Genomic DNA, 1,024 nt, shown 5'->3' on the forward strand with positions numbered 1-1,024 from the left:
GGATGAAGCCCAGGCAATCAAAAATATGATCGCCAAACGTTCCCAGGCAGCAATGAACCTCAAAGGTGGTTTCAAGCTGATTACCACTGGGACTCCGATTGAGAACCACCTCGGCGAACTGTGGAATTTGTTCCGCTTTATTAATCCTGGGCTTCTGGGTTCGTTTGAAAGCTTCAATCAACGCTTTGCTATCCCCATTGAGAAATTTCAGGACAAACAAGTACGCAACAAACTCAAAAAACTTATTCAACCATTCCTGTTGCGTCGCACAAAAAATCAGGTGCTAGAAGAGTTGCCTTCTCGTACTGAGATTCTATTGCATGTGGAGTTGAGTCGGGAGGAAATGGCATTTTATGAAGCGTTGCGGCGGGAGGCAATATCCAAACTGACTGAAAGTGAAGCAATTGCTGGTCAGAAACACCTGCAAGTGCTAGCAGAAATTATGAAACTGCGCCGAGCTTGCTGTAATCCCAGCCTCGTTATGCCTGATACTGAACTATCCAGCTCGAAACTGCAACTTTTTGCTGAGGTGCTGGGCGATCTGCTGGACAATCGCCATAAGGCCCTTGTGTTTAGTCAGTTTGTTGACCATTTGCATGCACATCATCCAAGATTATTTAGATAAGCAAGGTATTAGTTATCAATACTTAGATGGCAGTATCCCCGCTCCAGAACGCAAAAAACGGGTGGATGCTTTCCAAGCTGGGTCAGGAGATGTATTTTTAATTAGCCTCAAGGCGGGTGGTACTGGTCTCAATCTCACTGCCGCTGATTACGTAATCCACATGGATCCCTGGTGGAACCCAGCGGTAGAAGACCAAGCCTCCGACCGTGCCCATCGCATCGGACAACAACGCCCAGTTACTATCTATCGTTTAGTAGCGAAAGATACTATTGAAGATAAGATTGTGGATTTGCATCACCACAAGCGAGATTTGGCAGACAGCTTACTTGAAGGAGCCGATCTAAGGCATCATGTAAAAATAAATTAAACAATTTTCTAAATAGTTAGACAATCATAATG

Annotated in this window: 1 pseudogene; it reads left to right on the forward strand. The window is 44.8% G+C overall.

What is annotated here, in order from left to right:
• A pseudogene (locus I8752_RS36695) lies at nucleotides 1-992 on the forward strand (DEAD/DEAH box helicase); the annotation flags it as partial.
• Nucleotides 993-1,024 lie beyond the last annotated feature (32 nt).

Origin of the sequence: Dendronalium phyllosphericum CENA369, assembly GCF_016056275.1 — a bacterium.
Classification (GTDB): domain Bacteria; phylum Cyanobacteriota; class Cyanobacteriia; order Cyanobacteriales; family Nostocaceae; genus Dendronalium; species Dendronalium phyllosphericum.